Origin of the sequence: Rhodococcus sp. AW25M09, assembly GCF_000333955.1 — a bacterium.
Lineage (GTDB): Bacteria > Actinomycetota > Actinomycetes > Mycobacteriales > Mycobacteriaceae > Rhodococcoides.
In genome coordinates, this window is sequence record NZ_CAPS01000059.1 from 1 (window position 1) to 24,499 (window position 24,499).

The following is a 24,499-nucleotide window of genomic DNA, read 5'->3' on the forward strand; positions in this document are numbered from 1 at the left end:
GTTCGGAATTGCCACACCAGCGGACACCATTCCGCTCGCCTCTGACGAACGCGCACGCATCCGCGAAGCGTCGGACCAGGTGAAGGGGACCGGCGCGGAGATCCCCACACGAACGCGCGCGCACTCGCCACACGCGTCCACAATCGCCACACCACCAAACACCATTCCGCTCGCATCCGACGAACGCGCGCGCATTCGCGAACCGCAGAATTCGCGGCCTCGCCTACGCATCAGCGCCTATCGAGTCCGTGTCGGAGGCTCAGATTCTCTGTCGTGACTTGTTTGTGTGGCACAGTCATCATCGATGAAACTCGCCGTCGGTCAGCACCGTGTCAGCAGGATTCTGCTCGATTTCGATCTGACCATCGAATTCGACAATCATGCGACTGTGTCCTTCAGCGAAGTGACTATCGATGATCTCACCGTCGATGAGGACAATCAGTTCGAGGGTCTGCGCGCTCTCGCGGCGCTGCATGGTCTTGTCTGCGAGGACGCCGACTATGACGAAAATGGCACGCTCCGAATGGTTTTCGATGGTGAGCACGCGGTCTTGGCTCGCCCGCGAGAGGAAGTCGAGTCGTGGGAGTTTTGCGCTCCCGACGGTTCGACGGTTTTGTGTGGGCCCGATGGGGTCGTCGAATCGTGGCCGGCGCCTGAGCACCACGGTGCGGGTGCGCCCACCGTCGAAGGCCTCCCATCCATCGGCGCAACTGTCGTCCGGCTGTCGGCAGGTGACGACGCTGCTGTCGAATTCTCCGACGGACGGACCCTTTTGTTCGAGTTGCCACTCGATTCCGGTTACCTGGTGTTGCGGGAAAGCGTCACCTGGAGTTCAGCCGCGAGCGAGGGCGACGCGACTGCAGAAGACTGGGTCGTCGAACTGTCCTCGGGTCACGTGATCTTCTATCGGCCGCGGACTGTGTAGGGCTTGCCGAATTGGGTTTCGACACCAGGTGAGTACAGCACCGAGTCGGGCGGGCGGGTACTGACGCCGGGCAGACCTGCCGCAGCGACGAGTTCGTCAATGCAGTGGGTTAGTACTGCGTCGACCAGTTGCCAGTGCCGGTGCACGTTCGGTACGTAGAGCAGGCGACCGGCGAGCGAGGTATGCAATCCCCAACGAGCGGTGAGGAACACTGCGAGCGAATCCTCGGACATGTCGCGCGTTCCCCGGACGACGCCGAAATCAGTCGTGGATCCGCGGTGCGGCGGGGCGAGCCGCCGGCTGCGGTACCCGATCGTCGTGGTGTCGTCGTCTATGTCGATCGATGCCCAGCGATACGGAATGCGAGCTGCATTGGTGCCCAATACGACTGCGAGTCTGCTGGCCTCCAGAGATCGGAACACGACGCCGCGTCGACCCTCTGCGTCCACGGAATACAGACGGACGTTGATCTCCCCGAAAGTGCCGAAGTACGGAACAGGATGCCTGTATCCGAGTCCGGCACCGACCATGTGGAATCCGATCAGGCCGACCCAGGAAGAGCCGTCGAACTCGTCGGGCTCACACCCCTCGGGGAGTAGCGGGGCGACCACCGAACTCGGGACTCGCCAGTGCAGAAAGACCAGCCGTTCCCATCGCTGATCCATCACGATCGGACGAGGCAGCAGCGGTGGCCGCGGCCAGAGGCGTCGGGCATCGTCTCGATTCATCGTTCGAGCGTATCCGCGCTGCGTCAGGAAGCAGTGAATCGGGCGTGCACGCTCGCGGTGATCGTGATGTTCTCGGGTTTGAGTGCGAACCCGGCCGGGGCCGACTTCGCGGCGAACATGCGGGGGGAGGAGTCGGTGCCACCGTGCTCGGCGGTCCCCGGCAGCAGGCCTGGGTCGGCGACAGCGACAGCATGCACGCCCGTTCTCCCCAGGCTCGACGCGTAGGCCTCGGCTTTGGCTACCGCGTCGCGGACGGCGAGTTCGCGCACTGCGAGTGTGCGGGAGACGGTGCTCGATTCGGTGAGGTCCCAGTCGAAGTGGTCGATCGACACTCCGTCGAGGGCAGAGGCGGCATATACGAAGGCATCGACGAGGTCGAGCTGGCTGAACTGCACTTCTACCGACGCCTCGGCCTGGTAGAGGTAGGGAAGTTGTTCGCCGTCCTGATTGAAGGGGCGATGCCGGGAGTGACGGACCTGGTCCACGGACCACCGTTCGATGGGGCCACCATCGCTGTTGTAGAGCGGCTCCACGAGCCGAGTGAGCTCGCGGACGAGCTGCTGGGCCGGCTCGGACGCGGATTCCGCCGTACGTCCGTCGGTACGAACGGTCAGCGACAGCGTGCACTGTTCCGGCGGGTAGGTGGCTGCGCCGTGACCGACGACGGTGATGTCGAGTGATTCCGCGCTCATGTCGTCCAGTCTGGCATCCGAGAGTTCATCGAACCCGAACACTGCTGGCCGACGCGTCAGGAGGGGAGGACAATCGCCAACATGCTTCCTGTTCTCGATCTTGCTTCGGCCGACGACGATCCCCGGTCTTTCCAGCGGTCGCTGCGCGATGCTGCGCATCGGTCCGGCTTCTTCTATCTCGTCGGACACGGGATAGAGACCGAACGGATGCACGACGTACTGCGTCTGGCCCGGCAGTTCTTCGAGGTACCGCAGCGCGTCAAGGACGACATCAGTCAGCTGAAGAGTCCGCACTTCCGGGGCTACTCGCGCGTGGGCGGGGAGCTGACCAACGGACGGGTGGATTGGCGAGAGCAGATCGATATCGGACCCGAGCGCCCGGCGATCGAGGACGCGGACGGGTACTGGAATCTTCAGGGCCCCAATTTGTGGCCGTCGCAGCCCGCGGGATTCCGAGAGACGTTCCAGCAGTGGGAGCAGACGGTCTCGACCCTCGGTCTTCGACTGCTCAGACACTGGGCTCGATCCCTCGGGGCTGCCGAGAACGTGTTCGACGGTGCGTTCGCCACCGCGCCCGCCACCCTCATGAAGGTTGTTCGCTACCCGGGTACTCCCGATCACTCTCAGGGCGTCGGTGCGCACAAGGACTCCGGTGTACTCACGCTGCTGCTCGTCGAGCCCGAGTCGACCGGACTGCAGGTGGAGACGACCCCCGATGCCTGGATCGACGTGCCTCCGCTGGCCGGGGCATTCATCGTCAATATCGGCGAGCTACTGGAAGTGGCGACCGGCGGCTACTTACGGGCTACGCGGCATCGGGTGGTCGCTCCGGGGCCCGGCACCGACCGAATATCGGTGCCGCACTTTCTGAGTCCCGCCCTCGATGCCGTCGTACCTGTCATCGAGCTGCCGCCCGAATTGGCGCAGCATTCGCGGGGTGTGGAGAGCGACCCCGACAACCCGATCTACAGCACCTACGGCGAGAACGCCTGGAAGTCCCGGACACGTGCACACCCTGATGTGGCTCAGTTGCACCACGGCATCGTTCCGGCCGGGCAGAGATCTGCTTACTGACGCGGGCTGCGGCCCTGACGTGAAGCGCGCCACTGGGCCCATGCTCCGGTGCACCACAGTGCCCATACGATCAGCAGGGGCTGAAACAGCAATCGGATTCCTCGCGCTGCATCGGAGTCGAGCCCGAATGCGTCGGTGTGGGTGAGGAACTGCGAGATGTTGCCGGGGAACACTGCGACGAAGAACGCGGCGACCACCCAACCGACGAGCGGCGCGCGAGCGGTCCAGAACAGCAATGCCAGGCCGAGCACGATCTCTACGACGCCCGATGCCAGCACGACGAAGTCTGAGCTGAGCGGTACCCACGGAGGAACCTGCGCCGCGAAGGCAGTACGCGCCCAGAACAGGTGGCTCAGGCCGGCGAAGACCAGGAATGCCCCGAGTACGACCCGCCCGATGGTACGAGATATCGATTTCGTCATGGCGTCATGAGACACCACGGGCACACTGAGCACCATGACCGGGAGCACCCCAACCGACCCAGCGCGTCGCCGATGGGTACTGCACGTCGACCTCGATCAGTTCATCGCTGCCGTCGAAGTGCTGCGCAACCCCGATCTGGCGGGCAAGTCCGTGGTGGTCGGCGGTAGGGGAGATCCCACCGAACGCGGAGTTGTCTCGACGGCCTCCTACGAGGCCCGGGCCAAGGGGGTCGGCTCCGGGATGCCGCTGCGCGTCGCCGCGAAGAAGATCCCCGACGCGGTCTTCCTCCCGGTCGACAAACCGGCATACGACGAGGCGTCGGAGATGGTGATGGACACGTTGCGGACGCTGGGTGCCGTCGTCGAGGTGATCGGTTGGGACGAGGCGTTTCTCGGTGTGGACACCGACGACCCCGAGCGCTTCGCGCAGACCGTGCACGACGCCGTGTTCGACGCGACCGGGCTGCACTGCTCGGTGGGAATCGGGGACAACAAGCTGCGCGCCAAGATCGCCACCGACTTCGACAAGCCGCAGGGGATATATCGACTGACGCAGGACAATTGGTTCGAGGTGATGGGTGAGCGCGGCACCGACGCCCTGTGGGGAATCGGCAAGAAGATCTCGAAAAGGTTGACCGCCCTGAATATCTCGACCGTTCGCAACTTGGCCGATGCCGACGACGCAGACCTGGCCGCGGCATTCGGGCCGAAGATCGGGCCCTGGCTCGGCACCAAGGGTCGGGGAATCGACCGTTCGCCGGTCACCTCCGAGCCCTGGGTTGCGCGGTCACACAGTCGCGAGATCACGTTCCAGACCGACGTGGCAGATTGGGACGTCGTCCGGCACGAGGTCGCCGCGCTCACGTCGAAGGTGTTGGCCGACATCGAAGCCGAGAACAGACCGGCCATCAGAGCAGCGTTGAAGATCCGCTACGCACCGTTCGAGACCCACACCGTCAGCGCGCCGATCGCCGGCACACCGACGTTCGACCCGGTACTCCTCACCTCGGCTGCGGTGGCACTGGTGGATCGACTGGATCACAGCCGAGAGGTCAGGTTGATCGGCGTTCGGTTGGAAATGGCTCCGCCGCAACGCCTGTGACTATTTCCGGCCTGCCGCCCAGCGGAGTCCCCAGCCGTACTTCTTGTCGAGGTCGGCCTGGCTGCCTTGGATGTACTCGACCTCGCGAGTGACGGTGATTCCTACAGACGTGTTCTCCAACAACGCGATCGAGCAAATTCGTGCAGAGTTCTCGGCCGAGTCGAGGCGAACCTCGACCTGCGGTCCGTTGGTGGGGTAGAGCGTCACCACTCCGTCGACCGCAGCCCAGTTCGGTGCGCCGTCGTAGATCATGGCGAAAATCAGGATGCGGGTGAATTTCTCGGGGTGGGCGAGGTTGATGTGCATGTTCTCGCCGCCGCTGACCGAACCCGAGCGATCGTCACCGTCGAGCGCGATGAACGGGGCATCCTGCAGCGAACCGAAACTGTTGCCGAGTGCCTGGACGACGCCCTTGGTGCCGTCGCTCAGTTCGTAGAGGCAACCGAGATCGAGATCCACTCCGCCGGCACCGTAGGACGCGGCGGCCAACTTCGCCAGGAAGCCCTTCTTCTTCGGCGGTGCCGCGGGTGCACCGGTCGACCAGTTGAGGTTCACCCGCATGGAACCCTGCTTCTCACCGGACTTGGTCAGGCTGATGGTCGGCGACGCCTTGGACAGCGTCACCTTGCTCAGGCTGACGGGGGCTCCAGCCTGCGATGACGAGGACTGCCCGGTCGAGGACTGCCCGGTCGAGGGCTTGCGGGTGTAGTCGATGGCCATGGTGGTGCCTTCCGATACGGTCTGTTTCCGGATCGCGATGTCCGGTTTGGGCGGTCCGTCGAGGATAACCGCAACTCGGGCGGGCCACGTGCCCGCACCGACGCAACCGTGCAACCGACTAAGGGCGCGGCACGTTGCGCAAATTCGACTTGGCCATCCGGACCGCTTCTCCGACGCCGCCGTTGAGAACCACCTTGCTCATCGCGAGCGCGAATCCCTTGATCTGCTCTCCGGTGATGGTGGGCGGGACCGACAGGGCGAGCGGATCGGTGATCAACTGAACCAGCGCCGGGCCGTCGACCGCGAACGCAGTTTCCAGTGCGCCGCGGATGTCCTCGGGCTGTTCGACGCGTTGTGCGTGGATACCCGCTGCAGCAGCGATGCCGGTGTAATCGACCGGGGGTACGTCGACGCCGAAGTCGGGCAGACCGTCGACGAGCATCTCGGCCTTGACCATGCCCAGCGTCGAGTTGTCGAACAGCACGATCTTGACGGGCAGCTTGTACATCGCGACGGTGAGCAGTTCGGAGAGCAGCATCGAGAAGCCGCCGTCGCCGGAGATCGAGACCACTTGGCGGCCCGGGTTGGCGAATTGCGCGCCGATTGCGTGCGGCAACGCGTTGGCCATCGAGCCGTGCAGCATCGAGGCCACGAAAGCCCTTCGGCCGGTGGGGTTGATGTAGCGCGCAGTCCACACATTGCACATACCGGTGTCGGTGGTGAACACGGCGTCGTCTGCGGCGAGGTCGTCGAGTACCGACGCGGCGTACTCGGGATGGATCGGCACGAGCTTCTCGGCGTTGCGGGTGTACGCGCCGACGGTCTTGCCCATCAGATCGTTGTGCTTGTCCACCCACTTCTCCACGTAGCGGCGGTCGGTATTGCGAGTGACCAACGGTTGCAACGCCTTCAGCGTGGCACCGACGTCACCGTGAATCGGGTACTGCACCGATGTCCGACGTCCCAGCTTCGTCGGATCGATGTCGATCTGCGCGGTCGTGACGTCCTCGGGTAGGAACTGCTGGTACGGAAAGTCGGTGCCGAGCAGGATGAGCAGATCGGCGTCGTGGATCCCCGCATGCGCAGCCCCGTAGCCGAGCAACCCGTCATCCCGACGTCGTACGGGTTGTCGTACTGGATGAATTCCTTGCCGCGCAACGAATGTCCGACGGGAGCTCCGATGGTGTCGGCAAATGCGATCACCTCGTCGTGGGCATCCTTGACGCCGTAGCCGGCGAAGATAGCGACCTTCTCGGCGCTGTTGATGGCCTCGGCCAGCTTCTCGATGTCTGCTGCCGGCGGGGTGACGACCGGCACCGCGGGTATCGCGATCGGGTCCATCTGCCCGGCGGAGGACAACTCGGCGATGTCGCCGGGCAGTGTCAGTACCGACACGCCACCGCCGGTGATGGCGGCATTGATCGCTGCGCGGAACACCCGAGGTGCCTGCTCGGCGGTGGAGATGAACTCGTTGTAGAGCGAGCATTCGCCGAAAAGGCGGTCGGGGTGCGTTTCCTGGAAGTATCCCGAGCCGATCTCGCTGCTGGGGATATGTGAGGCGATAGCCAGGACCGGCGCGCCGGAACGGTGTGCGTCGTAGAGACCGTTGATCAGATGCAAGTTGCCGGGCCCGCAGGAGCCTGCGCAGACAGCGAGTGTGCCGGTGGTCTGCGCGTCGGCCGATGCCGCGAACGCGGCGGCTTCCTCGTGGCGTACGTGAATCCAGTCGATGCCGCCCTTGGCCGACCCGCCGGTTCGACGCACGGCGTCCACGACCGGGTTCAGACTGTCGCCGACGATGCCGTAGATGCGCTGGACGCCGGCGTCGACGAGTCCTCGAACGAGTTGATCGGCCACTGTGGTGGGCATGGAAGTACTCCTCGGATGTAGTGGCGCGTTCGGATCGATGTGCCTCACGTGCGCCAAGTGAACGCCTTCCCTGTGCCGCGGGCGTACCAAACATCGAAATGCAGGGCGATGCGACCGTCAAAAGGTAAACGCTGGTGAAGGCAGAGGCGATCTCCGTCACGCGGCGATCGTCCTGCCGGTCTCGAGTGATCATTGTGGATATTCGCCCGACGCCGTGGAGGGTCCCGATCCCTGCACGGCGGAACAGTTGGGAACAGCATCGCTCAGCGCCGCCCGGTCAGTTGCGATACCCGCACTGCGCCGGCAGTCCCGAGGATCAGTACAGCGGTCGCGATGGCGAAGGCCATCGAGTACGAGTCTCCGATCGCGGGCGCGACGATCAGCGGACCCAGTACCTGTCCGACGCCGTAGATCGCCGTCAGCGTCGCCGCCGTACGGCCGATGGGCAGCGTCTGTGCGGTACTCATCGTCAGCATCGTGATGCCCATGAAGGTTCCACCGAACAGCAGGGCGGACAACACAGCGGCGACGGTGTTGCTGGTAAGGGCGGGCAGCAGTGCGGCGACGGACTGCAATGCGAATGCTGCCACCAGCGCGTTGCGCATGCTGGTTCGGCGGGCAACTCCCTGCCACAGCACTGTCGCGGGCACCGCGGCGAGTCCGACAACGATCCACACCGTCGGACCCACCGACGTATTGCCGTGGCCACCGACGGCCGCGACGAGAAATGTGCCGACGATGATGTAGCCGAGTCCTTCGAGGAAATACGCCACGAGCAACGTTCGCCACAGCGCCCTGGTCCGGCTGTCGATGTCGCCGGTCGCGGATCGAGTCGAAGGCTCAGGATGGACCGGAAGCGTCCACGCCGGAACGACAAGCATCGCAGTCAGCACCGCCGAGCACACCCACAACGCCTCCCACGACAGATGCGGCCCGACGAGCAGCGTCAGGATTCCCGACGCTGCGATACCTGCGCCGACGCCGCCGAAAGCGATGCCCGGCGAGGCCCCATCGGTGCGATGCTTCGTGACGGTGCTCGCGCAGGCGATGAAGATCGCTGCACTCGCCACGCCGGCCAGGAACCTCAGCGCCGAGAACAGAGCAGTGGAATGTACTGCGGCCATGCCTGATTCGCTACCGACGAGCAGCACCGTCCACAGCCGGAACGATACCGTCGTGTTGATCGAGGGTCGCAGGGACAGCACGACCGCGCCGACGAGGTAGCCGGCGTAGTTGGCGGTCGCGATGACGGCGCCGCCGCTGGGGGTCACCTCGGCTGCGCCGACCATCATCGGCAGCAGCGGTGTGAATACGAATCGTCCGACGCCCATCGCAGCCGCGAGTCCGGCCGCGGCAGCGAACGATATTCGACGTCCGGTCATTGCCCACACCCCTAGATCGTTAGCCGAGCCAACGGTACTCCGCGGCATTCGCGTCTCTCGACGCGGACCGCAGGGAACCGATCGACGCCGATCTGCGTCCAACCCGATGACGCCGAACATTGAGCGTCGATTCGGAGCGACTCGGGGGAGCGTCATGACAGTGAATGTGGATCCGGCGATCCTGCAACAGTTCTCGACTATGTTGTCGGGGACCGGAGAGGCGATTCGGAACGTCGATGCTCTCGCACCGTTCCGTCGCTCGGAAAATGCATTGCCGGGCAGCGATTTCCACAACGCATGCGCGGCGGCAGCCGCGGCAGCCGCGGGAGCCGTTGCCGCGCTGGCTGGGCGAGCGGAATGTGTCGCGGACATCGCACGCGGGGTCGCGCAGAACTACGAGATCGCAGATGACGAGCTGTCCCGACGCCTCGCATCGATGGACCAGCCGAAATGACTACGACGGTGCCGCACGTCGCCGGGTGGGAGCCGGAGTCGATGCGCAAGACGATGATCGAATTGGCCGAGATCGTCGCACGCGTGGACGGCCGGCGCACCGGGGTGCTCGACGAGCAGGATGTGCTGGCCGAGACGTGGACCGGCGACGCAGCGGACGCCGCAGCCGAACGTGTCGTGGCCGAATGCTCCCGGATGGGTTGGGTCTGCAACGAGATCACGACACTGGGGGCCGCATTCGAGCGTGCAGCGGGAATCGTCGACGCCGCCAAGACGCACCTGCAGGCGCAGGTGTCGGCGGCGACGATGAGCGGGTTTGCCGTCGCGGCCGACGGCGTGGTGAACCCCGACGGGATGGTCGCGTTGATTCCGGACAGTCTCGGCGACGAGAAGATGCGCAGAGCTGACGAACTACGCTCCGATGCAGCGCAATTGACCGCCGACATACAGGCTGCTTTGCGGCACGCCGAGCAGGCTGCGGTGGACGCTGCGCGGCAGTTGGCCGAACCGACGATGAAGCTGACCGAGCTGGCGTTGGGCAGCCCGACCGGGAAATTCGTCGACAACCCGGACGGATCGTTCTCGTGGATGCCCGACTGGCCGACGACCATAGCGTCGACGGTGATCGGGGGCATGGCCGACGTGACGAGGAAGGCACTCGAGCTCCCGGGTGTCGATTCGGTCGACGACGTCGCCAAGAACATCGGGCGCGGACTGGGAGCGTTCGGTGCTGTGGCCGGAGCGATTCCCGGCATCGCCGACAACATCGACGACGGGATGGACCCCACCAAAGCTGTACTCGTCGAGGCAGCACCGATCGCTGCCGGGGCTGCCACGACATGGGCGTTCGGTGCCATCGGCGGAGTGGCGGGTTCGATCGTTCCAGGGCCGGGAACAGTAGCCGGTGCCGCTGCCGGGATCGCTCTGGGAGGAGCCGTCACTTATGGCGTGTCCAAGCTGTTGGAGGCGACGTGGAAATGATCGAATACGACGACAATGACGCCATCTCGAAGCAAGGTGCCTGTTCGCTGCGTAAAAGCGTTGTAGGGCAGAAGAAACCAGTGTGGGTGCGAGCGTGGCGCAGTGTTCATCTCGGTTGGTCATCAGTGTTCGTCGTCCTGTTCGCAGTACTTGCCGCGACAATCGCGACCGTCGTTCTACTGTTCGGAACGCTCGACTCGGACATCCTCCTCTCGATGGCGTGGCTGGCATTCGTGGTGCTGGTACCGCTCGCACTGGCTGTGGTGTTGTCCGGCATCGGAGGTGCGCGGCTGTCGCGTTTCGTTCGACCGGTCGACGTCGCCGGAGTCGGACGAGGGTTGGCAGTGCCGGGGCGAGGGGCCGTCCTGTATCGGAGCGGAACTCTCGCACTCGCGTTGTTGGTCGGCGTGTCCTACTTCCGTTGGCGGGGCGACGAACCCGTAGGTCCAGCGCGTCACCAGCTCAGGACCGAGATCATGGCTTACTTCGGCGCTCCGATATTCGTCCTGTTCTTCGCCCTGAGTGTGCTCATCGTCAACCGGACCGGAATCTCACTGCACCCGGATGGCATCGTGCAGGAGATCTATCGACGCCGCGGATGGAAGGTGGTCCGCGACATCACCGTCGTCCCGTGGGACAAAATTAGCGATCTGCAACCGCAAGGTCATCCGAATCCGGCCATGTCGCATCCGCACTGGTACCCGACTATCCGAGTCGTGTACCGCGGAGACAGTATCGAGTCGGATCGGATACTCGTACTGATGGCGTGTGAGAAAAAGGTCGAACCGAACTCGTTGTTCGCTCTGCTGCTGTGGTGTCGCGACAATCCCTGGGCTCGTGAGCAACTGGGCCGCGACGAGGCGCGCGAGTTGTTGCGCCCACCCGGCCTGTTCGAGCGCATAAGAACCGACCTTGCTGCATCGGCCCCGGCTGCGAAGGACGTAGTCCAGTGACTGTTAGGGATCACACGATCGTGAGCTTCTTGAACCGACAGGGTGTTGAACTCGTGCCCGCGCATCGCAGCGAATGCGACAGGTTCGGTCTCGACTTACCGGCGCTGCCAGGCTGGGACGCCGTTCCCGAACATCTCTTCCCGCACGCCACCACGGTGCTGTGCTCATCGGAGAACGCAGTCGACGGGTTCGTGCCCAACGCGATGGTTCTGGTCGGGAAGCTCACGCGATCGGTCGACTCGAAATCTCTGCTGGAGTGTGGCTTCGGAGACTCCCGGGTGCTACCGGGCTGGCTCGAGGTCAGCCGCGATCGAGCCCCACTGCGCGGTTTACCGTCCGTCTCGATCGCTGGTCGGTACGAGTGGGATGGGCATCTGCTCTTCGCCCGGACCCGCTACGTCGTCGTTCACCACATCGTGGATCAGTACCTCGTGCAGGTGACGGTGACCCTGCCGGACTCGCTTCGTGATCGAATGGGTCGGCTTGCAGACGAGTTCGTCGACGAGGTGCGGATCGGGCGGGGCTGACCTACGCAGGTATCTGCTGAACCACTGCGGCGACGGCTTCCGCTTGGTCTGCGATGCGGGGCCCCCATCGACTCGACAGATCTTCGTCCATCGGGAAGATCCTGCCGTCCCGGACGGCCGGTATCGATCCCCATCCCGGCCGGGCTTTCACGGATTCGGCTGTCACACCGCAGCACTGGGCGTCGGCGAGAAGCACCACATCGGGATCGGCGGTGATCACCGTCTCGGCGGACAGCTGTGGGTAGTCGCCGGCATCGGAGCCGTCGGCGATGCTCTCGAGGCCGAACAGGCCGTATATCTGGCCGACGAAGCTCTCGCTCGTCACCGTGTACAACGTGTCGTCGAGTTCGTGGAAGTACGTCAACGGCTCGTCGCGAGTCGGCACGCTCGCCACGGCGGCGTCGATCCGGTCACGCATGTGCGCGACCACCGCGGCACCATCGGAGTCGTGCCCGGTCGCGTCCGCGATGAGTTCGATCTGCGAGTACGCGTCGTCGAGGCTCGTCGCGGCCGGGAGCAGCAGCGTCGGGACGCCGGCCTCGGCCAGAGTGGACGACACGATGCCCAGGTCGGTCGAGGTGATCACCAGATCGGGGTCGTACGCAACGATCGCCTCGAGGCTCGGCGTGAACGCCGACAGACCGGTCTTCGGAGCGTCGGTCGGGTAATCCGACTGATCGTCGACGGCCGCCACCTGCTTTCCCGCGCCGACGGCGAACAGGGTTTCCGTCGCCGTCGGGCTCAGAGACACGATCGTGCGGGGCATCGCGTCGATGGTGACGCTGCCGCCGTCGGAGCCCGACGCGATCGACTTCGGAAACTCCCCGCTCGACGCCGAGGTGGTGGCGGCCGGGGTGTCCGTGGTCGCGGTGCCACACCCGGCTGCGACGAGCGCAACGACCGCGAACCCTGCTGAGATAATTCGTGCCGATCGACGCTGCACTGCCACTCCTGTGTATTTCGGCCCTGTGTTTCTCGGACCCTGGAGCGCCAACACTATCGGGTCGCCGGTCATCGCCCCAGGCTGCGTGCCAGGTACGTGCCGGTGTGGGTGTCCGATGCCACCAACCCGTCGACGGTTCCGGTAAAGGTGATCGACCCGCCGTTGTGGCCGCCGTCGGGGCCGAGGTCGATGACCCAGTCGGCGGCGGCAACGACGTCGAGGTTGTGCTCGATGACGATCACCGACCTGCCCTCGTCGGCCATTCCGGACAGCAGGGCGATCAGGTTCGACACGTCCGACGGATGTAGACCGGTCGTGGGCTCGTCGAGAACCAGCACCGGCGATGCTCCGACCAGTTCGGTGGCGAGCTTGAGGCGCTGGCGCTCCCCACCGGACAACGAAGACAGGTTCTGCCCGAGCGACAGGTAGCCGAGACCGACGTCCCGACACCGCCGGAGTATGTCGCGGATCTTCTTGACGTCGAAGAAGTCCTGAGCATCCTCGACGGACATCTCGAAGATGTCGGCGATGCTGATTCCGTCGACGGTGTGGCGGATTGCGCCCGACCGGAACCGCCTGCCCTGGCACGTCTCACACGTACTCGTCACCGGGTCGGTGAACCCGAGCTCGGTGAAGATGACGCCGCTGCCCTGGCAGTCGGGGCACGCACCGTCGGAGTTGGGGGAGAACAGCGACGGCGGCTGCCCGGTCTTCTTGGCGAAGTAGGCGCGAATCGGATCGAGCAACCCGGTGTACGTCGCGGGGGAGGAGCGGCGCGATCCGCGGATCGGTGCCTGGTCGATGATGACCGCGTCCGGTGCGACATCACGAAGGTGGCCGTGTATGAGGCTGGACTTGCCGGAACCGGCGACTCCGGTGACGGCCGTCAGGACACCCAGTGGCACGTCGACGCTGACGTTGCGGAGATTGTGGGTGCCGGCACCGGTGATGCTCAGCCAGCCCGAAGGGGAACGGGGAGTGCGCAATCGGAGGTCCTCGCGCCGGAGTGCAGCGCCGGTCCTGGTGTCTGCATGGCGCAGTTCGTCGAAGGTTCCCTCGAACACGACAGTGCCACCGGCTTTTCCGGCACCCGGACCGATCTCGACGATGCGGTCGGCGATGGCCATGACCTCGGGGTCATGCTCGACGACGAGGACGGTGTTGCCCTTGTCTCGCAGCGCGAGCAGCATGTCGTCGAGGCGGTGCACGTCGCGGGGGTGGAGCCCGGTGGTCGGTTCGTCGAAGACGTAGAGCATGTCGTTGAGCGTGGCTCCGAGGTGCCGCACCATTTTGATGCGCTGCGATTCACCGCCGGAGAGCGACGACGTGGCGCGGTCCAGGCTGAGGTAGCCGAGCCCGAGGTCGACGAGTCTGCGCAGTTGAGTGACGATTTCGGCGGTGACGGCGCTCAATCCGGTGATGTGCCAGCCGTCGATGCGATCGGCGAGTTCGGAGACCTGCATGGCGAACGCGTCGGGCAGGGAGAGTCCTTCGAGGGCGGCACCTCGGATGGTTTCGTTGTACCGGGAGCCGCCGCAGGCCTGGCACGTGCCGCGGGTGACGATGCGATCGAACGCGAGCTTGGCCTTCCCTTTGAGCGCATCGGCGTCCTTCGCCAGGTAGCTGCGCCGAAACCGGGAGACGATCCCCTCGTAGCTCTTCATGACGGCGTCCGGGTTCGTCACGTCGACCTCGCCGGGCTTGGCGTCGAAGAAGATGTGGCGCTCACGGGCCGAGTACTGCTCGATCGGTACGTCGAGATCGAACAGGCCGGAATCGGCGAACACGCGGTACGGCCATTTGCCGACCTCGAAGTCGGGGTGTTTGAACGGTCCCTCGCGCAGGGACTTCGACTCGTCCACCAGTTCGGCGAGGTCGACGATCTTCGCCTCGCCGAGCCCGTCGCATTCGGGGCACATGCCGGCGGGGTCGTTGAACGAGAATGCATTGGCGTACCCGATCTGCGGCGTGACACCGCGGGACCACAGCATCCGCAGCCAGTCGCCGATGTCGGTGATGGTGCCGACTGTCGAGCGCGGGCCACCGAACAGGCGCTTCTGATCGACGATCACGACGGCCGACAGGTTGGCGATCAGATCGGCGTCGGGCCGGCCGTAGGAGGGCAGGAACGTCTGGGCGAACGCGGTGAAGGTGGAGTTGATCTGCCGCTGGGCTTCGGCGGCGATGGTGTCGAAAACGAGTGATGACTTGCCCGACCCGGAGACGCCCGCGAACACGACGAGTGAACGTTTGGGCAGGTCGAGGTTCACGTCGCGGAGATTGTTCTCGCGTGCTCCGCGAACGATGATGGTGGAGAGTTCTTCGGCAGGTGTCGACAGCTGGTCTGGGGTGTTCGACAGCATTGGGGTCATTGCGTTCGAGTCGCCTTTCGCCGCGCCCGACGATGGTCGCCAGGGGCTGACGCAGTCTACCGTACGGTGTACGGAAATGTTGGCGATCGGTGGCCGTAACGAACCTGTCGGTATGTCGATTCACTGTGGGTACGGGCAGCAGCCCGTCAACTGCAGCGTCGAAAGGTCCCCGTGTTGAACGGCAGTCGCTTCACCATGAAATCGGTCGTCTTGTGTACTTTTGTTGCGGTCACCACCGCAGCCTGCGGCTCCACCGATTCCGAGGTCGGAACCGAGGTCAGGACAGTGACTGTGCAAGAGACCGCGCCCTCGCCGACTTCTGTGCCGCGACTCGTCGTGCCGGACGCCGCCTCGGAGCCTTCGGTGCTCGAGCCTTCGGCGACCTCTGAGCCCGCGGCAGCCGAGCCGGTGCCCGCGTTCATGCCGTCCGTTGTGTGTATGAATCTGCAGACGGCGCAGAACGCGATTCAGTCGGCAGGGGTGTTCTACTCCCGGAGCGTCGACGCTTCCGGTGACGGTCGGATGCAGATCAACGACTCGAATTGGATTGTCGTAGCGCAGGAGCCCCCGGCCGGAACCCTCATCGACGAGGGGGATGCTCTGCTGTCCGCGGTGAAGATCGGGGAGCCGAACAACTGCTGATGCCTCCGTATGGTGGCAACGATCGGTCGTCAGGCGCGGTGTTGCGCCTCCGACGCCGGTTCGCTGTCGATCGAGCTGTAGGCGAGGTGGCCTCCGATGAGTCCGCCGACACTCGCGGCCGCTAGACCAGCCGCGGCGAGAACTTTAGCGGTGCCGTCGGTCTGCTTCCGGCGTCGTAGGTACGAGCCGAGGAACAGAAAGACGCCGGTCGCATTCGAAGCTGCGTGGATCATTCCGACGCGTCGCTGGCGGGTGTTCATCGTCGACCAGTCCGCCCAGCCGGTTGCGATAGCTGCCGGTGCCGACGCCAGCCCGACCGAGATGACCAGCTTGCTCGCGCTGGAGTGTCGACCGATCAGGTCGAGGGTCACGGCGCTCGTCCAGCTACCGATGGTGACGTTGACCAGCGCGGGGTGAATGGGGTGTCCGATCCACCGGCCGCGGAGTGCTGATCCGACGGCGGTGTCGTCGAGTGCGGGCGCGAGGACGCCGTTGATCGCCTTGCTGGTTCCGTCGAGGAACGAGGCCGATTCGAGACTGTCGAGTGCTTGTTTCAGGTTCATGCCCGGTCGAATGCCCCGCTGGCGGTGCGTGAACCCTAAGGGCAGCCAAACAAGGGACGAAATGCTTGGACGTCCTATAACGTCGGATCATGAGCAGCGGAACACGAGTGAACACCGTCGACGGCATCCTTCGCCGGACGGCAGCGAAATTCCCAGACCGTCTCGCGGTGACATTCGAAGGGCGTGGCCACACCTACCGAGAACTCGATACGGCCGTCAACCGTGCCGCCCGCCGACTTATCGCGATGGGGCTGAACAAGGGTGACCGGGTGGCGGCGTACGGCGTCAACTCCGACGCGTACGTCGTCGCGTTCCTCGCCTGTGCGCGAGCCGGATTGGTGCACGTTCCGATCAACTACGCGCTCGTGGGCGACGAACTGCAGTACTTGCTCGCCCAGTCGGGTGCTCGTGCGGTGCTCGTCGATCCGGGGTTGGCGGCCACTCTCGACTCCGTTCGCGGCGCGCTGACGATCGAGCACGTCATCTCCCTTCCCGATGTGTTGGACGCGGACGGCGACGGCTCGGAGCTCGAGCCCGCCGCCGACTCGGCCGACTTGGCGCAGTTGCTCTACACCTCCGGCACGACGTCGAAACCCAAGGGCGCGATGATGTCTCACGGCGCTCTGGTCGCCGAGTACGTCTCGTGTGTGATCGCGCTCGGGTTCGGTCAGGACGACGATCCGCTACTCGTGATGCCGATGTACCACTCGGCGGGAATGCACGTGTTCATGTTGCCGTATCTGTCGGTCGGCGCGACAGTGCGTCTGATGCGCTGGCCCGACGTTGCCGAGATCCTGCGCCGAATCGAAGAGGAGAAGATCAAGTCTCTGTTCCTGGCCCCGACGGTCTGGGTTCCGCTGGCCAATCACCCCGATCTGGAGACGCGCGACCTCTCGTCGTTGAAGAAGGCGCACTACGGGTCGTCGATCATGCCCGTCACGGTGCTCACTCGGCTGCGCGAGCGGTACCCGGACATCGAGTTCTACAACTGCTTCGGTCAGTCCGAGATCGGCCCGCTGGCAACGGTATTGCAGCCTTCTGAGCACGAGGCGAGGCCTGCGTCGTGTGGCCGCGCGGTGTTCTTCGTCGAGACCCGCGTCGTCGACGCCGACGGTCACGATGTGCCGGACGGCGAACCCGGTGAGGTGCTCTACCGTTCCCCTCAGTTGTGCGACGGCTACTGGAACAACCCGGAGGCGACGGCGGATGCGTTCTCGGACGGGTGGTTCCATTCCGGTGACTTGGTGACTCGCGACGCCGAAGGGTTCATCACTGTTGTCGACCGGATCAAGGACGTCATCAACACCGGCGGCATTCTGGTGGCGTCACGCGAGGTCGAGGACGCGATTTACACCCACACGGCCGTCGCCGAGGTCGCCGTGATCGGGGCCCCGGACGACCGGTGGATCGAGGCGGTGACGGCGGTCGTCGTCCTCAAGGATGGGCACCAGTTGTCCGCGGGGGAGTTGATCGACCACGTGAAGGGAAGGATTGCGCCGTTCAAGGTGCCCAAGACCGTCACATTCGTCGACGAGTTGCCGCGCAACCAGAGTGGCAAGCTGCTCAAGCGCGCGCTGCGCGCCTGACGTAGACGTCCGCGTGGCGTGGTTCAGGCGGCTCGTTGTTTTCGGCGGTGGTAGCTGGGGATGGGGTTCCTTCTGGGGTCGACGGTGTCGGGTGGGATGGCGTAGGGGTGGCCGTCCTCTCCCATGATCAGTTGCCAGTCGCCGTGGTGGACGAGTCGGTGGCATTCACCGCAGACCAGCGCGAGGTTGTTCAGGTCGGTGGTGCCGCCGTGTTCCCAGAACTTCACGTGGTGGGCTTGGCACCACTGTGCGGGGCGGCCGCACATCACGCAGCAGGTGTCGCGGATGGTCAGGGCGATGCGTTGGTCGTCGCTGGCGAGTCTGGTGGTGCGCCCCAGCGCGAGCGGAACGCCGTGGTGGTCGACGATGACGGGAGTGAGGTCGGCGTCGCAGGTGAGAAGTTCGGCGAGGAAGCGGCTCATCGGCCCGGTCCAGTCGAAGTGGAACGGCCAGTCGACATCACCCGGCTTCGGTATCGACTGCTTCCCGGTGCCACGACCTTCATCATCGGCGACAACCTCAGCCGAATCCGCTGCAGGGCTTCCGGATCGCTTCTCACCGCTGTGAGCGAGCAAATCCCGCAGTGGAACAACCAGATGCACCGACGCCCGCGAACCGCCGGCTGATCCGGTGGCACCACCGCGCAGGTGTCGGTCGAGAATCACATCGAGCGCGTCAGCGCGACGCTTCGACGGACTCCGAACATCACGTTCACCGCCCGGACCTGGCCTCGGCGCTGTCAACGGCGACAGGGCCGTGAGCAGCTTCTCGGCCAGCAACCGGTCGATATTGCCGCCCCACTGGAAGCGACCGTTGGCGAGCGGATGCAGATCGAATCGATTGAGATCCGGGTTCTCCGACACCGGCACCGGACGGGGTCCCGGCGGTGCCGGATCGCCAGTGGCCGATCCACTGTCCCCGCCGCCACCGAGTTCGCCACCGCCATCTGCACCACCAGCACCCGCATCATCCGCTCCGGCACCACCAGCACCCGCACCACCCGCTCCGGCACCACCCGCATCCGCATCCCCGGTACCGGCATTGTCAGCGGCCCGGCGGGCTTGTTCCCGCTCACGCTCGCGTCGCTCTTTCTCTGCCTTCTCGTGCCGGGCCCGGGCGTCATCGGCCGCCGAATGTGCCAGGGCCTGCGCTCGGGTGGTGACCCCGCCGGCGGTGCTTCGCCTGGCGGTGTCGAGCAGTTCGGCGACGACGGCGTCGCGGTGCCGTTCGTCCACTGTGGGATCGGCCGTCACGACGGTGGTGTAGCCGTCGGCGATCGCCGACGCATGCGCGGCATGAATCTCACCGCCCGCGAGAGCGCCCAGCACAGTGGGCCAGTCGCAGAGCCAGTGTCCGAGTGCGGTCTGGCGGGCTGCGGACCCGTCGGTGATCCGAACCGATTTCGCGTACCACCGCGTGACCGTGGAGTGGCCGAGTTTCATCGCCAAACCACGCCGGTCGATCTCGGCCAACAGCGTCAATCTCGATGCAGCGAGGGCATTTTCGCGAGAGGTCACGGCAGCGAGCTCGGAGACCAATTTCTGGTCCGCGAGCTCGAACACATCCCCCAATGCCGTCACACCACGAAAGCTATACCCACCCACTGACAAGTTCCTGCGTCGCTGGTCAGCGCCTCCAACGAATTCGGATCGGTCCCTTCGCGGTCGAGGGATCGACGACGTGTCCCTTCTGGGTGATCTCGACTTCACCTGCATCGACCATGCGGCGCGCAGCGCGGCGGACCGGCTCCATCAGCTCGCGCCACCCGTCGTCGGACAGAGCTCGGGCGACGTCGGAGGGGCAGATCGTCGCGTCGCGCGATCGGGCGTCGAGCAAAGTTCTGATCTTGTCTTCGAGTTCTTTGTCGGTGTTGCTCACCTTGTGTCGCCGGCATGCGTCGCTGCAGTACTTGACGTCATCCCAGTTCTTTTCCCACTTCTTGCGCCATTCGATTTTTCGTCCGCACGACGCGCAGACCTTGTCCGCGGGGTGCGCGGCGGCGGTGCGACGGGAATGGGCCATGCTTCGACAGTAACCTTCTCGCATGGCGATCCGACCCATTCTCATTGCCGGCGACCCGAGGTTGACGACCCGCGCTGCTCCTGTCACCGAGTTCGATGCGGAGCTGGCTGCGTTCGCCGAGGACCTGTTCGAGACCAACACCGCAGCGCACGGTGCGGGCCTTGCCGCCAACCAGGTCGGCGACCCACGCGCGGTCTTCGTCTACGACCTGCGCGACGGCGGTGTCCGTCATCGCGGGCACGTGGTGAATCCCGCGCTCGAGACGTCGGAGATTCCGGAGACGATGCCCGATCCCGAGGACGGTGAAGGATGTCTGTCGGTTCCGGGGGAGCGGTACCCGACCGGGCGCGCGGACTGGGCACGGGTCACCGGCGTCGACGTGGAGGGCAATGCGGTGTCGGTCGAGGGCACCGGCCTCCTGGCTCGGTGTCTGCAGCACGAGTGCGACCATCTGGCCGGTCATCTGTATCTCGATCGACTGATCGGCCGCAACCAGCGCGCTGCGAAGAAGATGATCAAAGCCAGAGGGTGGACCGGGCCGGGGCGCAGTTGGCTACCAGGATCCGACGCCAACCCGTTCGGCTGGTAGATAATTCGGCTGGTCTGGCGGTCGGGATGCCCAGTTGCGCACAGGGTACCCCGTGACGGTCAGAACGGGTTGTAGACGAAGAGCGTCCGGTAGTCCCACTCCGACGATCCGGCCGGGATTCGAATCTGATTCAGGACTCGCCCGTTCTGAGTGCACCAGCTCTGACCATGGAACGACGAGCAGTCGATCTGTTGGCTTGTGCCGAACGGACTGATGATCAACGACTTGTCGCTCGCGCTGCCGTACGCCGCGGGATCGAAGGCGCTGACGAAGTTCGAGGTCGAATCCTTGGGGCCGAACGGGTTGTCCTCGGGTGCAGCCGACGCCGTGGGAGCGAGCAGCAGTGCGCCGCCAAGTGACAGTGCAGCTGCGGCAAGGATCTTCTTCAGCATGGTGGCTCCGTTCGTTTCGAGCACGAATACTCAGTCCTTCACTGGATCGACCGCAACCGACCGCGCGTTACGGACCGCCCGCTCCGCCGAACACTGCACACTGGCAACCATGACTGCAATCGAAGCTCCCATCGTCGCCCAGCGCCTCGGCCGTCGCCTCGCGGTGTGGGGCGGTGGAAGTGTGCTCGCCGGAACGGTGTTGGCGTTGCGTGGCGCATCGCCCGCTCGTCGAGCGTTCGGTCTGCAGACGGCAGGCTGGGGCGCGATCGATCTGGCGATCGCGGGTGCCGGCGCGCTGAGCTCGAAGCCCCCGACGGCAGCGAGCTTGAGTCGGCTGCTGTGGATCAATGCAGGTCTCGATGTCCTCTACATTGCGGCGGGTGCGCACATCGCCGTCCGGAAGCCTCGGTTCGGTCGCAGGATCACCGCCGACCAGGCGGTGGGCCACGGAACGGCGGTCGTCGTGCAGGGTGCTGCGCTTCTCGCGCTTGATGCCTCGCATGTTCGGATGCTTGCCGGCTAATCACACGAGTGTCATTCTCACCGTAGGTGTTTTGTCAAGTACCGACACGCCTCGATTTGTTGCGCGATAGGTAGATTTGCGTAACACTCGTCCCATCAGTCACATCAGTATCGTGGGTCACACGGGAAACGGTGGGTTCGTCCATGCGGTTACGTAGTCGGCAGATCGCGCTCGGAGCCGTCTTGGCACTGGCAGTGAGCGGGCTCAGTGCCCTGACCGCGCCGACCGTCTCGGCCGAGCCGTGCGGCGGGCTGTCCGGACCGGGCTCGTCGCCGCTGTTCGGGTCGTCGGGCAGTGCAGGGATGTCGGGCAAGAACCCACAGGGCCCGCAGGGGCCGCTCCCGCAGATCACCGGCAACACCCAGAGCATCGCCTGGGTCACCGGTCCGCAGAGCGTGAACGACACGTACAACGATCTGGCGATGTCGGGCACCGACCTGGGCATCACCTGGGACAACGGCTCCGGTCAGATTCTGATGGCGTTCGGTGACACCTTCGGTGATTGCTCCTCCGGCAATGCCCAGTGGCGCAGCAATGCGCTCTTCCGATCCGACAAGGCGTCGACGAGCTTGGCTGAGGGCATCAAGATTGGTCCCGCCGATCCCGCGAACAGCTATTCCGGCGCGGTCGTGCGTGCCGGTAGCCCCAACTACGCCGCCGAGATCATCTCGAGCGCAAAGCTACCGAGCGTCGAGGACACGACGATCCCCACCGCGGCCATCGCCATCGACGGCACGCAGTACATCAACTACATGTCGGTGCAGAGCTGGGGCACACCCGGTCGCTGGATAACGAATTACTCCGCGACGGCGAAATCGACGGACAACGGCCAGAATTGGACGACCGATCCAACGACCATCCGCGTCAACAAGGGCGTCACCATTCCGGGCTTCGTGAACGTCCACGAAAGTCAGGGAAAGTTTCAGCAAAGCGCGTATGTGCTGGGTCGAGATGGCAAGTACCTCTACCAATTCGGCACCCCCAACGGGCGATTCGGTGATGCGTTCGTCTCGCGGGTCGCACCGTCGGCGATCGAGGATCTCACGCAGTACGAGTACTCGACGCAGGATCCGGACCCAGCAAAGCAGTGGTCGAAGGACATCGGCGAGACCGTCGCCATCGTCAAGGGCCCGGTCAGCGAGATGTCGGTTGCGTGGAACGACTATCTCGGCCGCTACGTGATGATGTACGGGGACGAGAACTCTCGCACATTGGTCGCGCGTACCGCCGACAATCCGGAGGGGCCGTGGAGTGCACCGAAGATCGTCCTCGACGCCAATCAGACGGCCGGCGGCATCTACGCACCGTTCATTCATCCGATGTCGAGCGGAAAAGACCTGTACTTCACTGCTTCTCGGTGGTCGGATTACAACGTGCTGCTGTTGAAGACGAACCTCGATGCGTTGAAGTGAGCTCCGTGGATCGACCGATCGCCGCGTCCAGGTAGGCGTCGACATCGAGATCGACGGCCGCGGAGAGCAGCCCGCGCCGGACCGTCGAGAGATACCTGCTCGACGGTCCGCCGGGCTCCCGCACGATCGAACTGGTCAGTGTGAAGGCCGGCCTTCCGTCGATGTCCGGAAGTCGTAGTAGGGCATCGTATTTCCCACGGAAGCTTTCACCTTGTCGATCGACTGCCAGCTGTGCCCATTCTCCGATGGCGAGAGTCTCCGCAGCTCCGACATCGATGGACTCGACGACGTTCTCGACGGCGACCAGGTGTGAGAACTGGTCTCGACCGATCAGGTACCCGTGCGCCACGGACCGATTCGCGGGATTCGACGTCAGCGACACGAAGGCCGGTGATCCGGTCCAGCGCCGCGAGACCCCCGCGAAGTACAACGGATGGTCGATCCACATCCACCGTTCTTCGGCCGGTAATGCAGTCGAGGGTGCTGGTGGGTGCGCGCCGAACTCCGAATTCTCGTCGGACCCGGTCAGGTAGGTCAGGAACCTCTCGCGTAGCAGGTTCGACCCGTACGAGAGGTACCAGATGTGCTCGGTCATTCGGTCTCGGAGAGCTGCCGGTATGCCTCGGCGAGCAGGTCGGCCGCGAGGTCGTGGTTGTGTGTCGCTGCGCCCGTGGACTTTCCGGACCGCATCAGACGGGCGTTGAGGCCGTAGGCGAGGTCGTCGAACGTGTCGTCGTCGATGCCCAGGTCGACATCCACGTCTTCCTCCAGCAGTGCCCCGAGGTCGATCGACCAGGACCACACGCGCTCGTCCCGGTACGGTCCGCGACCGGCGCTGACGGTCTCGTTGGAGATTTCGAGCTGTCCGTCGGTGTAGTCGCGCGGAACGTTGGTGTTGATGCGCAGGTCGAGTTCGATCGCGTCGTCGTCGTGCATGATCTCGTCGATGCGCAGCGTCTCGAAACCGCCACAGGACAACGTCAGCAAGCGTCGGGGCCCTGCCTCATCGTGCTGATCCGACAGAGCGCCGACCTGCCACAGGTACTTCGCAGTGTTCGCCGGGTCGGGGATCGAGGAGTTGATGTAGTCGGCCACGATGCTGCGGATGGCGGGGTAGGCGATGTGGTCGGACAGTTCCCAGAATTGTCGGCGACTACGCCCGACGGCCGCGTTCTGGAGTGTCGCGCGTTTGGCCCGCTCCTTGGGCAGCGCCGATTTCGCGCTCGGTGCGTCACCGATCGCGTCCGGCTCCGACGGGCGTTCGCGGAGTGTGGTCAGTTGCGTGACGAGCTCGGTCAGCTGCTCGAGCTTGTCGCTGGTTTCGGGAGTGAAATCGAGTGCCTCGACGTCGGACCAGGTGTTGCGGTCGGCAGCGAATTGAGCGGCGACGGAATCGGAGTACCCGACGAAGGCCTCGTTGTTCGCGAAGTGCAGGACGTAGAGCCCGGATCGGTGTTCCTTGGCTGCGAATATCGTGGCAATGGATCCGGCGTCGGCGACGTCGAACCGCTCGAAGGCGAACCCGGCGGGAGTGGAGGCTGTCGTCATGGTCGTGAATCTACCGAGGTGATTGCCCTGCACCTATTTCGCATCGTGTCCGCATTGTCGGATATTCGTTTCTCGAGCG

The 24,499-nt window shown here is 64.7% G+C and carries 25 protein-coding genes and 2 pseudogenes; 12 read left to right on the forward strand and 15 right to left on the reverse strand.

Annotation, left to right across the window (positions count from 1 at the left end; genetic code table 11):
- Positions 1–304 precede the first annotated feature (304 nt).
- The gene (locus RHODMAR_RS11100; protein WP_198289433.1) at positions 305–925 is read left to right on the forward strand and encodes a DUF6188 family protein; all 621 of its coding nucleotides are present in this window, start codon (positions 305–307) and stop codon (positions 923–925) included.
- Here RHODMAR_RS11100 and RHODMAR_RS11105 read toward each other — a convergent pair.
- Positions 904–1,653 carry a YqjF family protein gene (locus RHODMAR_RS11105; protein WP_232433628.1) on the reverse strand — a complete coding sequence of 250 codons (750 nt, stop codon included), beginning with the start codon at positions 1,651–1,653 and terminating at the stop codon, positions 904–906. The two genes, RHODMAR_RS11100 and RHODMAR_RS11105, sit on opposite strands and share 22 nt — an antisense overlap.
- Positions 1,654–1,676: 23 nt before the next feature.
- Entirely contained in the window at positions 1,677–2,345 is a 669-nt protein-coding gene (locus RHODMAR_RS11110) for an SIMPL domain-containing protein (protein ID WP_042938816.1), read from the reverse strand.
- Positions 2,346–2,426: 81 nt separating this feature from the next.
- On the opposite strand from RHODMAR_RS11110, the gene RHODMAR_RS11115 reads away from it, so the two are divergent.
- A complete protein-coding gene (locus RHODMAR_RS11115) occupies positions 2,427–3,419 on the forward strand; it encodes an isopenicillin N synthase family dioxygenase (protein WP_008714470.1) in 993 nt (330 codons plus the stop codon).
- On the opposite strand, the gene RHODMAR_RS11120 is transcribed toward RHODMAR_RS11115, so the two are convergent.
- Positions 3,413–3,841, reverse strand: a complete 429-nt coding sequence (locus tag RHODMAR_RS11120; RefSeq protein WP_042938818.1) for a DoxX family protein — start codon at positions 3,839–3,841, stop codon at positions 3,413–3,415. The two genes, RHODMAR_RS11115 and RHODMAR_RS11120, sit on opposite strands and share 7 nt — an antisense overlap.
- A gap of 34 nt (positions 3,842–3,875) precedes the next feature.
- Between RHODMAR_RS11120 and RHODMAR_RS11125 the strand changes: the two genes are divergently transcribed.
- Positions 3,876–4,943: a DNA polymerase IV gene (locus tag RHODMAR_RS11125; RefSeq protein ID WP_008714473.1), complete on the forward strand. Its 1,068-nt coding sequence runs from the start codon at positions 3,876–3,878 to the stop codon at positions 4,941–4,943.
- On the opposite strand, the gene RHODMAR_RS11130 is transcribed toward RHODMAR_RS11125, so the two are convergent.
- The 3 genes and pseudogenes from RHODMAR_RS11130 to RHODMAR_RS11140 form a co-directional block, all read right to left on the reverse strand.
- Positions 4,944–5,663 carry a TerD family protein gene (locus RHODMAR_RS11130; protein WP_042938820.1) on the reverse strand — a complete coding sequence of 240 codons (720 nt, stop codon included), beginning with the start codon at positions 5,661–5,663 and terminating at the stop codon, positions 4,944–4,946.
- 118 nt (positions 5,664–5,781) lie between these two features.
- Positions 5,782–7,532 (reverse strand): annotated as a pseudogene (locus RHODMAR_RS11135) (pyruvate dehydrogenase).
- Positions 7,533–7,795: 263 nt separating this feature from the next.
- Complete coding sequence (locus RHODMAR_RS11140; RefSeq protein WP_008714480.1) at positions 7,796–8,914, reverse strand: YbfB/YjiJ family MFS transporter; 1,119 nt, start codon at positions 8,912–8,914, stop codon at positions 7,796–7,798.
- Positions 8,915–9,068: 154 nt separating this feature from the next.
- Here RHODMAR_RS11140 and RHODMAR_RS11145 point away from each other — a divergent pair, with 154 nt between their 5' ends.
- From RHODMAR_RS11145 to RHODMAR_RS11160, 4 genes are read left to right on the forward strand one after another with little or no spacing between them, the layout of a single operon-like run.
- Positions 9,069–9,368, forward strand: coding sequence for a type VII secretion target (locus RHODMAR_RS11145; protein ID WP_008714482.1), 300 nt, complete (start codon positions 9,069–9,071; stop codon positions 9,366–9,368).
- Positions 9,365–10,348: a hypothetical protein gene (locus RHODMAR_RS11150; protein ID WP_008714484.1), complete on the forward strand. Its 984-nt coding sequence runs from the start codon at positions 9,365–9,367 to the stop codon at positions 10,346–10,348. Before RHODMAR_RS11145 ends, RHODMAR_RS11150 begins: the two co-directional genes overlap by 4 nt.
- A complete protein-coding gene (locus tag RHODMAR_RS11155; protein WP_157226060.1) occupies positions 10,339–11,301 on the forward strand; it encodes a hypothetical protein in 963 nt (320 codons plus the stop codon). Before RHODMAR_RS11150 ends, RHODMAR_RS11155 begins: the two co-directional genes overlap by 10 nt.
- 20 nt (positions 11,302–11,321) lie before the next feature.
- Complete coding sequence (locus RHODMAR_RS11160; RefSeq protein WP_051047950.1) at positions 11,322–11,828, forward strand: LpqN/LpqT family lipoprotein; 507 nt, start codon at positions 11,322–11,324, stop codon at positions 11,826–11,828.
- 1 nt (position 11,829) lies between these two features.
- On the opposite strand, the gene RHODMAR_RS11165 is transcribed toward RHODMAR_RS11160, so the two are convergent.
- Together RHODMAR_RS11165 and RHODMAR_RS11170 are read right to left on the reverse strand one after the other, a co-directional pair.
- Positions 11,830–12,843, reverse strand: coding sequence for an ABC transporter substrate-binding protein (locus tag RHODMAR_RS11165; RefSeq protein WP_008714490.1), 1,014 nt, complete (start codon positions 12,841–12,843; stop codon positions 11,830–11,832).
- Complete coding sequence (locus RHODMAR_RS11170) at positions 12,840–15,143, reverse strand: ATP-binding cassette domain-containing protein (protein WP_008714492.1); 2,304 nt, start codon at positions 15,141–15,143, stop codon at positions 12,840–12,842. Before RHODMAR_RS11170 ends, RHODMAR_RS11165 begins: the two co-directional genes overlap by 4 nt.
- A 195-nt stretch (positions 15,144–15,338) precedes the next feature.
- Between RHODMAR_RS11170 and RHODMAR_RS29020 the strand changes: the two genes are divergently transcribed.
- Entirely contained in the window at positions 15,339–15,785 is a 447-nt protein-coding gene (locus RHODMAR_RS29020; protein ID WP_081605971.1) for a PASTA domain-containing protein, read from the forward strand.
- Positions 15,786–15,814: 29 nt separating this feature from the next.
- On the opposite strand, the gene RHODMAR_RS11180 is transcribed toward RHODMAR_RS29020, so the two are convergent.
- A complete protein-coding gene (locus RHODMAR_RS11180; protein ID WP_008714497.1) occupies positions 15,815–16,348 on the reverse strand; it encodes a DUF2231 domain-containing protein in 534 nt (177 codons plus the stop codon).
- A gap of 89 nt (positions 16,349–16,437) precedes the next feature.
- Here RHODMAR_RS11180 and RHODMAR_RS11185 point away from each other — a divergent pair, with 89 nt between their 5' ends.
- Entirely contained in the window at positions 16,438–17,934 is a 1,497-nt protein-coding gene (locus RHODMAR_RS11185; protein ID WP_008714499.1) for a fatty acyl-CoA synthetase, read from the forward strand.
- 23 nt (positions 17,935–17,957) lie between these two features.
- Here the strand turns inward: RHODMAR_RS11185 and RHODMAR_RS11190 are convergent, their stop codons facing one another.
- The 3 genes and pseudogenes from RHODMAR_RS11190 to RHODMAR_RS29405 form a co-directional block, all read right to left on the reverse strand.
- The gene (locus RHODMAR_RS11190; RefSeq protein WP_042938799.1) at positions 17,958–19,514 is read right to left on the reverse strand and encodes an HNH endonuclease signature motif containing protein; all 1,557 of its coding nucleotides are present in this window, start codon (positions 19,512–19,514) and stop codon (positions 17,958–17,960) included.
- A 46-nt stretch (positions 19,515–19,560) separates the two neighbouring features.
- A complete protein-coding gene (locus RHODMAR_RS29025) occupies positions 19,561–19,812 on the reverse strand; it encodes a DUF3253 domain-containing protein (protein WP_232433632.1) in 252 nt (83 codons plus the stop codon).
- Positions 19,813–19,827: 15 nt separating this feature from the next.
- Positions 19,828–20,001, reverse strand: a pseudogene (locus RHODMAR_RS29405) (DUF2256 domain-containing protein); the annotation flags it as partial.
- Between RHODMAR_RS29405 and RHODMAR_RS11200 the strand changes: the two are divergent.
- Entirely contained in the window at positions 19,979–20,545 is a 567-nt protein-coding gene (locus RHODMAR_RS11200; RefSeq protein ID WP_008714505.1) for a peptide deformylase, read from the forward strand. The pseudogene RHODMAR_RS29405 and the gene RHODMAR_RS11200 sit on opposite strands and share 23 nt — an antisense overlap.
- A 59-nt stretch (positions 20,546–20,604) precedes the next feature.
- On the opposite strand, the gene RHODMAR_RS11205 is transcribed toward RHODMAR_RS11200, so the two are convergent.
- Complete coding sequence (locus RHODMAR_RS11205; protein ID WP_008714507.1) at positions 20,605–20,937, reverse strand: hypothetical protein; 333 nt, start codon at positions 20,935–20,937, stop codon at positions 20,605–20,607.
- Between the two features lie 109 nt (positions 20,938–21,046).
- Here RHODMAR_RS11205 and RHODMAR_RS11210 point away from each other — a divergent pair, with 109 nt between their 5' ends.
- Together RHODMAR_RS11210 and RHODMAR_RS11215 are read left to right on the forward strand one after the other, a co-directional pair.
- The gene (locus tag RHODMAR_RS11210) at positions 21,047–21,460 is read left to right on the forward strand and encodes a DUF6992 family protein (protein ID WP_051047954.1); all 414 of its coding nucleotides are present in this window, start codon (positions 21,047–21,049) and stop codon (positions 21,458–21,460) included.
- A 143-nt stretch (positions 21,461–21,603) separates the two neighbouring features.
- On the forward strand, positions 21,604–22,872 hold the full coding sequence (locus RHODMAR_RS11215) for a DUF4185 domain-containing protein (protein ID WP_042938829.1): 1,269 nt from the start codon (positions 21,604–21,606) through the stop codon (positions 22,870–22,872).
- On the opposite strand, the gene RHODMAR_RS11220 is transcribed toward RHODMAR_RS11215, so the two are convergent.
- Positions 22,805–23,467: a hypothetical protein gene (locus RHODMAR_RS11220; RefSeq protein WP_008714514.1), complete on the reverse strand. Its 663-nt coding sequence runs from the start codon at positions 23,465–23,467 to the stop codon at positions 22,805–22,807. The two genes, RHODMAR_RS11215 and RHODMAR_RS11220, sit on opposite strands and share 68 nt — an antisense overlap.
- Complete coding sequence (locus RHODMAR_RS27935) at positions 23,464–24,420, reverse strand: hypothetical protein (RefSeq protein WP_008714516.1); 957 nt, start codon at positions 24,418–24,420, stop codon at positions 23,464–23,466. The genes RHODMAR_RS11220 and RHODMAR_RS27935 overlap by 4 nt, the downstream gene beginning before the upstream one ends.
- Between the last annotated feature and the right edge of the window lie 79 nt (positions 24,421–24,499).

Bases quoted from the DNA above. Each gene is read 5' to 3' on its own strand.
- RHODMAR_RS11115 (WP_008714470.1), top strand. From the start codon at position 2,427: ATGCTTCCTGTTCTCGATCTTGCTTCGGCCGACGACGATCCCCGGTCT.
- RHODMAR_RS11130 (WP_042938820.1), bottom strand. From the start codon at position 5,663: ATGGCCATCGACTACACCCGCAAGCCCTCGACCGGGCAGTCCTCGACC.
- RHODMAR_RS11125 (WP_008714473.1), top strand. From the start codon at position 3,876: ATGACCGGGAGCACCCCAACCGACCCAGCGCGTCGCCGATGGGTACTG.
- RHODMAR_RS11210 (WP_051047954.1), top strand. From the start codon at position 21,047: ATGACTGCAATCGAAGCTCCCATCGTCGCCCAGCGCCTCGGCCGTCGC.
- RHODMAR_RS11215 (WP_042938829.1), top strand. From the start codon at position 21,604: ATGCGGTTACGTAGTCGGCAGATCGCGCTCGGAGCCGTCTTGGCACTG.
- RHODMAR_RS11220 (WP_008714514.1), bottom strand. From the start codon at position 23,467: ATGACCGAGCACATCTGGTACCTCTCGTACGGGTCGAACCTGCTACGC.
- RHODMAR_RS27935 (WP_008714516.1), bottom strand. From the start codon at position 24,420: ATGACGACAGCCTCCACTCCCGCCGGGTTCGCCTTCGAGCGGTTCGAC.
- RHODMAR_RS11180 (WP_008714497.1), bottom strand. From the start codon at position 16,348: ATGAACCTGAAACAAGCACTCGACAGTCTCGAATCGGCCTCGTTCCTC.
- RHODMAR_RS11170 (WP_008714492.1), bottom strand. From the start codon at position 15,143: ATGACCCCAATGCTGTCGAACACCCCAGACCAGCTGTCGACACCTGCC.
- RHODMAR_RS11105 (WP_232433628.1), bottom strand. From the start codon at position 1,653: ATGAATCGAGACGATGCCCGACGCCTCTGGCCGCGGCCACCGCTGCTG.
- RHODMAR_RS11205 (WP_008714507.1), bottom strand. From the start codon at position 20,937: ATGCTGAAGAAGATCCTTGCCGCAGCTGCACTGTCACTTGGCGGCGCA.
- RHODMAR_RS11120 (WP_042938818.1), bottom strand. From the start codon at position 3,841: ATGACGAAATCGATATCTCGTACCATCGGGCGGGTCGTACTCGGGGCA.
- RHODMAR_RS11165 (WP_008714490.1), bottom strand. From the start codon at position 12,843: ATGACCGGCGACCCGATAGTGTTGGCGCTCCAGGGTCCGAGAAACACA.
- RHODMAR_RS11100 (WP_198289433.1), top strand. From the start codon at position 305: ATGAAACTCGCCGTCGGTCAGCACCGTGTCAGCAGGATTCTGCTCGAT.
- RHODMAR_RS11145 (WP_008714482.1), top strand. From the start codon at position 9,069: ATGACAGTGAATGTGGATCCGGCGATCCTGCAACAGTTCTCGACTATG.
- RHODMAR_RS11200 (WP_008714505.1), top strand. From the start codon at position 19,979: ATGGCGATCCGACCCATTCTCATTGCCGGCGACCCGAGGTTGACGACC.
- RHODMAR_RS11185 (WP_008714499.1), top strand. From the start codon at position 16,438: ATGAGCAGCGGAACACGAGTGAACACCGTCGACGGCATCCTTCGCCGG.
- RHODMAR_RS11140 (WP_008714480.1), bottom strand. From the start codon at position 8,914: ATGACCGGACGTCGAATATCGTTCGCTGCCGCGGCCGGACTCGCGGCT.
- RHODMAR_RS11150 (WP_008714484.1), top strand. From the start codon at position 9,365: ATGACTACGACGGTGCCGCACGTCGCCGGGTGGGAGCCGGAGTCGATG.
- RHODMAR_RS11110 (WP_042938816.1), bottom strand. From the start codon at position 2,345: ATGAGCGCGGAATCACTCGACATCACCGTCGTCGGTCACGGCGCAGCC.
- RHODMAR_RS29020 (WP_081605971.1), top strand. From the start codon at position 15,339: ATGAAATCGGTCGTCTTGTGTACTTTTGTTGCGGTCACCACCGCAGCC.